The following is a 7,611-nucleotide window of genomic DNA, read 5'->3' as shown; positions in this document are numbered from 1 at the left end:
TGACCTGATTAATCTTTTCAATATGTTTACGCGAAGCAATCTCCGGCACGACACCACCATACAATGTGTGAAGTGCAATCTGTGATGAGATCACATTGGATCTTACATCCCTGCCGTTTACCACAACTGCTGCTGCAGTTTCATCACATGAACTTTCTATTGCAAGAATTTTTATCTCCCTGTCACTCATCTTCCGTATCTCCTTCGGTCTGATAAAATACTAAAATCTTCCATTTTCCATCATTGTCTTTTCTAAGTACATAGGTCTGATTTGTACGTGTAAAACTTTTATTTTCGTCCACAAAATAAGATGCCGTCACATAAGCACAGTCATCCCCATCAATCTTCTGATATTTCACCTCATCGCTGCCGCATACTGATGAGGACTCTATTTTTTTCGACTTATCATGATAGTCTTCAATATCTGCTTTCAGGCTTTTAAAGTAATCATCCCTGGAATTATTTTCAAGCAGCTCGTCATCCATCAGAAGCCTTGCCTGATCTCCGAGTTGATATAACTCATCATCTGTGTACTCCTCATCATAAAAACAGGTGATGATACGATTGTAAAATTTCACAACCTCTCTTGGTGTTTCCGGATAATTTTTTTCAAGATTTTTAGTGATCACTTTCTGTACTTCTGTAAGGTTATCACTATTTTCCGCTGAATTGACTTTTTTCGTTGTAGCATACCAGAAAAGTCCGATAATAACCACAACACAGACAACTGCAAAAATGATTTTCTGTCCATTTTTTTTCATATGAATCCCCCTCTCAATCTTCCTCAAACATCAGCTCCACGCTCTTTCCATCTTTTCCGAGAAATGCGTTAGGAAAAATCTCTCTTACCCGCGGCATATAATCTTCCGCATGCACAAGTGACGGTGAAAAATGTGTCAGCCACATCTCTGTTGCCTCTGCTTTCTTTGCCACTTCTGCCGCTTCATAAAATGTCATATGCTTGTATTGTTTTGCTTTCGCGATTTTTTCTTTTTCTGCATACATTCCCTCACAGATCAGAAGATCTGATTTTTTTGCAGAAGCAACCAATGATTCTGTCGGTCTTGTATCGGTACAATACGTTACTTTGATTCCTTTTCGCGCTGCACCAAGCACCATGTCCGGGGTATAATGCGCCCCATCTTCTGTGGTGATCTCTTCCCCTTTTTGAAGTCTGTTCCAGTATTTCTGCGGAATCTCATGCTCTTTTGCACGCTCCACAGAGAATCTTCCGGCACGTCTGATCTCCACCGTATACCCATAACAGATAATATTATGGTTAACACGGAATGCATGGATATGATATCCGTTTATTTCTATATCGGCTTCCGGTTCTGTTATTTCAATATATCGTATTTCAAACGGCAGTTCCGGTGCGATCGTTCTAAGTGCCCCGACCACGCGTTCTAATCCCTTTGGTCCTATCATAGTAAGAGGCTCTGTCCGCTCTGCATTTCCCATAGAAAGGAGTAATCCCGGCAATCCACTGATATGATCCGCATGATAATGCGTAAAACATATCACATCGATCGGTTTAAATGTCCATCCTTTTTCTTTGATCGCGATCTGGGTTCCCTCCCCACAATCAATGAGTAAACTGCTTCCATTATAACGCATCAATGACGCTGTCAGCCACCGGTGCGGCAATGGCATCATCCCTGCAGTTCCCAAAAGACATACGTCTAACATACAATCCTCCTTGTTTTGCGGAGCAAAATCCGAGCCCACTGGCGAGGAGAGGATTTTACTCCTTGTTTTGCGGAGCAAAATGCAGGTTATACAAATTCCGTTACCTGTTCTTCCTCCGGCGGTATCACAAATTTTCCCACCATTTTTTCATAACAGGACTCACAGATATCCATTCTGTGTATCCGTCCATCCTTTTTATCAGAAAAATATCCCCATTCCTTCTCCACAGTAAGAAATGAAGTATGGTCTTTTTCAGATAACATACAAATTACTTTTCCACAACAGTTACAGTAAATTTTCTGATCTTTTCTGCTCATTTTTTTTAGCCTTCCCATTCTGTGATACAGGCAGACATTTTCTATGAATGCCCGGCATGCTGTAACATTCATGTACAGTACACTAGATATCTATATTATATAAGCAATATCATACCTTATGTAGTGGGAATTACTGGCTGCCGGTCACAATTACTGGCCATATATCATAATATAGGCATCCTCTTTCGGAAGTTCATAAAACCCTTTCCTCACACCATGATTCACAAACCCATTGCGCTCATACAGGCGGATTGCACTGTCGTTCGAGCAGCGGACTTCAAGTACAATTTTGCCAACTGAACGGCTCTCAGCCTCTTTTTTCGCTTCCGCAAGCAGCATGCCGCCAATTCCCCTGCACCGCATTTCCGGTGCAACCGCTACATTAGTAATTTCTCCTTCATCAATTGAAAGATACATTCCAATATAACCAAGGATCTTATTATTTTCCTCTGCGACAAGAAAAACCGTATTCGGCAGACTTAATGAATCCACAAATCCCTGATAGCTCCAAGGCTGTGAAAAAATGGCTCTTTCCAGTTCGCTTACCTGTTCTGCATCTTTTACCTGCATGGCTCTGACTGTGATCATGCTAATCCGCCCTCTTTTCGTTCCCGCTCCGCCTGGGACAATCTTAAATATTCCGGCTTATGCTCTGCAGCGGTCGTGGCTTTTCCCTCAGAAAAATATTTCATGCCAAGCGCTGCAACGGCTCCTGCTCTCTGTTTATTGACATGTGCAGGAGCAAACGTATACGGCACATTGCAGTTTTCTGCAATATATTCTTTGAATACCGGCACTCCGTCCCCTAAAAATGTGACCGGCTGTTCAAACTCATTTACAATCGAAATAATTTCATCTATACCAACTGCACACTGTTCTTTCAACACTTCCATCTCATTGCCTTCAAAAGAGTACAAACCTGTGTAAGTCTGATTTCTTCTGGCATCCATAAGCGGGCACACAAGTCCTGCATGTCCGACCAGATTATAGGCAAGCGCATCAACAGTCGGCACATTGACGATCGGCTTATCTAATGCAAGTCCGAGCCCTTTTGCAGTTGCCGAGCCGATCCGAAGACCGGTAAATGATCCAGGGCCACCTGCGATCGCGATCGCATCGATCGTATTCAAATCCAGTTCTATCATTTTTGCCACTTCATCTAACATTGGCAGAAGTGTCTGTGAATGTGTTTTTTTATAATTGACAGTATACTCTCCAAGCATGTTATCATCACATACGATAGCCACGCTTGCCACAAGTCCTGAACTGTCTAATCCCAAAATCTTCATTGTAAGCTCCATTCCCGCATGAATAAACTATTTTAGCAGCCCTCATGCTCTTTTATGGTAATTTTCCGGTAATCAAAACCTTTTTCCAGATTCTTTTCAATCGTCACATCATATCGTTTATCCGGAAGGATTTCTTCGATCAGGTTTGCCCACTCGATCATGCACAAACCCTCCCCGTAAAAATAATCCTCGTAGCCGATCTCATCCATTTCCTCGATATCACCGATCCGGTATACATCAAAATGGTAAAATGGTATTCTGCCTTCTTCATACACCTGTACGATCGTAAATGTCGGACTTGATACCGGTTCTGTAATCCCAAGTCCGTCTGCGATTCCCTGTGTAAAGACAGTCTTTCCAACGCCAAGATCTCCCACTAGTGTATACACATCTCCCGGTTCTGCCGTCTCCCCGATCTTCTTTCCAAGCGCATGTGTCTCTGCTGCGGAAAATGTCTCATAAACGGTTTCTTTCATCATTCCGTCCTCCATTTACTTCAACTTTACCCTGTACTTCGGCAGCTTATCCTTTGCAAGGTCTGCAAAACTGCGATATTTCTCCCCTAACTGCTGCCTGGGTATCACATAAGCATTTATGCGGTTACTGTAGACCAGCACATTATTTTTCGTAGACACCATTTTATAAATCTGATCCCACAAAAGCTTCGCGTCTGCATCCCCCTGTTTTACAGTTATTCCTTCTTCATCCACGCAGTAATGCAGGCTGTTCTTCAACACCTCAGATGCTGCAATACGCTGTTTTGAGCGAAGATAAAGTGTGACCGGCATATAAAATAAGATCAGCACTCCAAGCAAACTGCCAAGAACTGCATAGGACAACCCGCGTTCACTATATTTCGTACCTGCCGCAATAAAGCAGATCACTGCTGCGATCACGGAAATCCATCCGGATGCACCGGTATAGGTCTGGTACATGTTAAAACGAAACATATCCTTTGCGGTCAATGTTATATCAAATTCCAATCTCATCGTCAATCCCCCGCCATTTTAGAATCAGCTTAGTATAACATTTTTTGAAAAAAAAGAAAAGACGCATTTCCTGCGTCTTTTCTCCTGAAAAACAAAGTTGCTGTTTTACTGATACCGGCAAATACCGAAATCAGCTTCACTGCTTATGACTGTCTTCCTTTTAAAATCGGAGAAATGTGTTTGTAAGTCACAAATGTAATGACTACGGAAAACATTCCTTTGACAAAGGTAAACGGCATGTTAAAGCAGATCAGGCACTGTAAAATGCTCTTCATTGACGGAGCGATCAGCTGATATGCTCCGAGTACTGCCTCCTGCGGCATGAAGTTGTAATATACCGGATATACAAGGAAGTAGTTAGAAACTACACTGAAAGCTCCCATGATCACTGCTCCAAGTACGGAACCGATGAGTGCGGTCGTTCTTGTCTTTTTGTATTTGTAAAGAAGTCCTGCCGGCAGTACAAATGCCACACCAAGAATAAAGTTTGAAAGTTCTCCTACGCCACCCGTAGATGTAATGAACAGATGAAGAACATTCTTAACCAGACAGATGATCACGCCACAGAGCGGTCCCATGGCAAATGATCCGATCAGTGCCGGAAGTTCTGAGAGATCCATCTTGATAAATGACGGCATAAACGGCACGGAAAAATCCAGAAACATCAGGATATATGCCACTGCTGAGAGCATTGCTGTCACCGTCAGATATCTCACATTGACTCTTTTTACGGTTACTGTTTTGTTTGTTGCATCCATTTCACTCGTCTCCTTTTCTCTTTCGGAAAATATACGAGGGATTGTAAGCGTGTTTACACAATAAAACCCCAGATGTACAAATCATCCGGGGTTCTCATGTAACAGAAACGTCTTTGCTGACGTCTTATCATTCACATGCTTATCTTCTCTCATCCAGACTATACTGTCGGTTCCGGAATCTCACCGGATCAGCTGCCTTAGCAGGTCACGGACTTTGTAAATGAATCTGATCCTATAAGATCAGCACTCTCTACGTCACCGTCGGTCGGGAATCTGCAAATCTTACTGCATCACCCTGCCCCGAAGAATTAATATTATTTTTTTCGTGTTCTATTGTATGCATCTTTTGCGTATCTGTCAACCATTAATTTTCATGGTCAGTGCAATACGCTGTTTTTTCAGATCAACATCCAGTACTTTGACCTCAACAATATCACCGACACTTACCACCTCAAGCGGATGTTTGATAAAGCGGTCACACATCTGTGAAATATGTACCAGACCATCCTGATGTACTCCGATATCCACAAATGCACCAAAATCAATGACATTCCGGACTGTTCCTTTCAGAATCATTCCAGGTTTTAAATCTTTCATGTCAAGCACATCACTGCGCAGGATCGGTTTTGGCATATCCTCTCTTGGATCACGCGCCGGTTTTTCAAGTTCTTTTACGATATCCTGCAGTGTGATCTCGCCTACCCCAAGCTCTTCCGCCAGTTTTTTATAATCGGATATTTTCCCTGAAATGCCGTCTAATCTGCGTTCTTTCACATCATCTGTCGTATATCCGAGACGCTCTAACAGTGTCTTTGCTGCTGCATAACTTTCCGGGTGCACACCTGTTGCATCCAGCGGATTTTTTCCATCGTTGATGCGCAGGAAACCTGCACACTGCTCATATGCTTTTGGTCCTAATTTTGCAACTTTCAAAAGCTGGTTTCTCGCCTCAAAACGGCCATTTTCTTCACGGTATGCAACAATATTTTTTGCAACTGCCTTGCTGATGCCGGAAATATATTCAAGCAATGATGCCGACGCAGTGTTTAAATCAACACCGACTCTGTTTACGCAATCCTCTACAACTCCACCGAGTGCTTCACTTAGTTTTTTCTGGTTCATGTCATGCTGATACTGACCTACACCGATGGATTTCGGATCGATTTTTACAAGCTCCGCCAAAGGATCCTGCAGACGGCGTGCCATGGATGCTGCGCTTCGCTGTCCAACATCAAACTGCGGAAACTCCTCCGTTGCAAGTTTACTTGCAGAATAGACAGATGCCCCTGCCTCGTTGACGATGATGTACTGCACTTTCACCGGTATCTCTTTTAATAACTCTACAATAACCTGCTCGGACTCGCGGGATGCTGTACCGTTTCCAAGCGAGATCAGCGTAATATGATATTTTGAGATCAGCTTCTTTAAAACTGCTTTTGCTTCTTCTACCTTATTCTGTGGTGCGGTCGGATAAATGACTGTGGTATCAAGCACTTTTCCGGTCTGATCCACCACGGCAAGTTTACAGCCGGTACGGAATGCCGGATCCCAGCCAAGCACAACCTGTCCTGCAATTGGAGGCTGCATCAAAAGCTGCTCTAAGTTCTTGCCAAATACTTTGATTGCCCCATCCTCTGCCTTTTCGGTCAGGTCACTGCGGATCTCACGCTCAATGGCTGGCGCGATCAGACGGTCATAGGCATCTTCTATCACTTCTTTTAATACCGGAGTTGTCTGTGGATTGTCACGCACGATCACCTTTTTTTCAAGATATCGCAAAATATCCTCGACCGGTGCCTCAATTTTTACTGTTAAAAATTTTTCATTTTCTCCACGATTTAATGCTAAAATACGGTGCCCTGCAAGTTTTGCTACCGGCTCATCAAATTCATAGTACATCTCATAAACAGACTCTGCCTCAGGATCTTTCGCAGCAGAAACCAAACGTCCTTTTTTAACAGTCAGATCACGGATACGGCTTCGGTAATCTGCCTCGTCTGAAATACTTTCTGCAATGATATCTTTTGCTCCTGCGATCGCATCTGAGGCACTCATCACTTCTTTTTCCGGATCAACAAATTTTTCTGCTTCTTCCTCTAAAGATGTATTTAACATCTGCAGGGTAATGATACTGGCAAGCGGCTCTAACCCTTTTTCTTTCGCGATCGTTGCCCTGGTGCGGCGTTTTGGTTTATAAGGACGATACAGATCTTCCACCACGACCATCGTCTCTGCCGCTAATATCTGTGCTTTTAACTCATCGGTCAGTTTTCCCTGTTCCTCGATGCTTGCAAGAACCGTCTCTTTACGCTCTTCGAGATTTCTTAAATAAGTCAGTCTCTCATATAAGTTACGAAGTACCTCATCATTGAGTGCTCCGGTTGCCTCCTTACGGTAACGGGCGATAAATGGAATTGTATTTCCCTCGTCGATCAGCTTTACAGCTGCTTCAGTCTGATTTTTACGGATTCCGAGTTCTTCGGAAATCTTTGCAATAATATCCATAGCTGCTCCTTTTTCTTTCACCGGTCTCCATTTTTTCTCCGGCACAGTATATCTATTATAGCGA

The 7,611-nt window shown here is 43.1% G+C and carries 10 protein-coding genes and 1 riboswitch (1 of these 11 cut by a window edge); all 10 genes read right to left on the bottom strand.

Annotated elements, in window-relative coordinates; all coding sequences use genetic code 11:
- Window positions 1–190: the 5' end (the start) of a tRNA (adenosine(37)-N6)-threonylcarbamoyltransferase complex transferase subunit TsaD gene (gene tsaD, locus H8S51_RS04205; protein WP_117922343.1), read on the bottom strand. 836 nt of this gene lie to the left of the window's left edge; only the first 190 of its 1,026 coding nucleotides appear in the window; its start codon is at window positions 188–190; its stop codon lies off the left edge, out of view.
- Window positions 183–761, bottom strand: coding sequence for a DUF6715 family protein (locus H8S51_RS04200; protein WP_241070890.1), 579 nt, complete (start codon window positions 759–761; stop codon window positions 183–185). The genes tsaD and H8S51_RS04200 overlap by 8 nt, the downstream gene beginning before the upstream one ends.
- 13 nt (window positions 762–774) lie before the next feature.
- On the bottom strand, window positions 775–1,689 hold the full coding sequence (locus H8S51_RS04195; RefSeq protein WP_118210508.1) for a ribonuclease Z: 915 nt from the start codon (window positions 1,687–1,689) through the stop codon (window positions 775–777).
- 86 nt (window positions 1,690–1,775) lie between these two features.
- Window positions 1,776–2,006, bottom strand: a complete 231-nt coding sequence (locus H8S51_RS04190; protein ID WP_117922346.1) for a hypothetical protein — start codon at window positions 2,004–2,006, stop codon at window positions 1,776–1,778.
- 150 nt (window positions 2,007–2,156) lie between these two features.
- Entirely contained in the window at window positions 2,157–2,594 is a 438-nt protein-coding gene (rimI, locus tag H8S51_RS04185; RefSeq protein ID WP_118210509.1) for a ribosomal protein S18-alanine N-acetyltransferase, read from the bottom strand.
- On the bottom strand, window positions 2,591–3,295 hold the full coding sequence (tsaB, locus tag H8S51_RS04180) for a tRNA (adenosine(37)-N6)-threonylcarbamoyltransferase complex dimerization subunit type 1 TsaB (RefSeq protein ID WP_186900533.1): 705 nt from the start codon (window positions 3,293–3,295) through the stop codon (window positions 2,591–2,593). Before tsaB ends, rimI begins: the two co-directional genes overlap by 4 nt.
- A gap of 32 nt (window positions 3,296–3,327) precedes the next feature.
- Window positions 3,328–3,771 carry a tRNA (adenosine(37)-N6)-threonylcarbamoyltransferase complex ATPase subunit type 1 TsaE gene (gene tsaE, locus H8S51_RS04175; protein ID WP_118210536.1) on the bottom strand — a complete coding sequence of 148 codons (444 nt, stop codon included), beginning with the start codon at window positions 3,769–3,771 and terminating at the stop codon, window positions 3,328–3,330.
- 15 nt (window positions 3,772–3,786) lie between these two features.
- A complete protein-coding gene (locus tag H8S51_RS04170; RefSeq protein WP_186900534.1) occupies window positions 3,787–4,284 on the bottom strand; it encodes a YcxB family protein in 498 nt (165 codons plus the stop codon).
- Between the two features lie 143 nt (window positions 4,285–4,427).
- Complete coding sequence (locus tag H8S51_RS04165) at window positions 4,428–5,042, bottom strand: ECF transporter S component (RefSeq protein WP_186900535.1); 615 nt, start codon at window positions 5,040–5,042, stop codon at window positions 4,428–4,430.
- A 137-nt stretch (window positions 5,043–5,179) separates the two neighbouring features.
- A riboswitch (FMN riboswitch) is annotated at window positions 5,180–5,354 on the bottom strand.
- A 45-nt stretch (window positions 5,355–5,399) separates the two neighbouring features.
- Entirely contained in the window at window positions 5,400–7,547 is a 2,148-nt protein-coding gene (locus H8S51_RS04160; protein ID WP_186900546.1) for a Tex family protein, read from the bottom strand.
- Between the last annotated feature and the right edge of the window lie 64 nt (window positions 7,548–7,611).

Origin of the sequence: Roseburia rectibacter (assembly GCF_014287515.2) — a bacterium.
Lineage (GTDB): Bacteria > Bacillota > Clostridia > Lachnospirales > Lachnospiraceae > Roseburia > Roseburia rectibacter.
This window is presented reverse-complemented; position numbering and strand designations above follow the sequence as displayed.

Coding starts and splice junctions, on each gene's coding strand:
- H8S51_RS04200 (WP_241070890.1), bottom strand. CDS start 761: ATGAAAAAAAATGGACAGAAAATCATTTTTGCAGTTGTCTGTGTTGTG.
- H8S51_RS04195 (WP_118210508.1), bottom strand. CDS start 1,689: ATGTTAGACGTATGTCTTTTGGGAACTGCAGGGATGATGCCATTGCCG.
- H8S51_RS04190 (WP_117922346.1), bottom strand. CDS start 2,006: ATGAGCAGAAAAGATCAGAAAATTTACTGTAACTGTTGTGGAAAAGTA.
- rimI (WP_118210509.1), bottom strand. CDS start 2,594: ATGATCACAGTCAGAGCCATGCAGGTAAAAGATGCAGAACAGGTAAGC.
- tsaB (WP_186900533.1), bottom strand. CDS start 3,295: ATGAAGATTTTGGGATTAGACAGTTCAGGACTTGTGGCAAGCGTGGCT.
- tsaE (WP_118210536.1), bottom strand. CDS start 3,771: ATGAAAGAAACCGTTTATGAGACATTTTCCGCAGCAGAGACACATGCG.
- H8S51_RS04170 (WP_186900534.1), bottom strand. CDS start 4,284: ATGAGATTGGAATTTGATATAACATTGACCGCAAAGGATATGTTTCGT.
- H8S51_RS04165 (WP_186900535.1), bottom strand. CDS start 5,042: ATGGATGCAACAAACAAAACAGTAACCGTAAAAAGAGTCAATGTGAGA.
- H8S51_RS04160 (WP_186900546.1), bottom strand. CDS start 7,547: ATGGATATTATTGCAAAGATTTCCGAAGAACTCGGAATCCGTAAAAAT.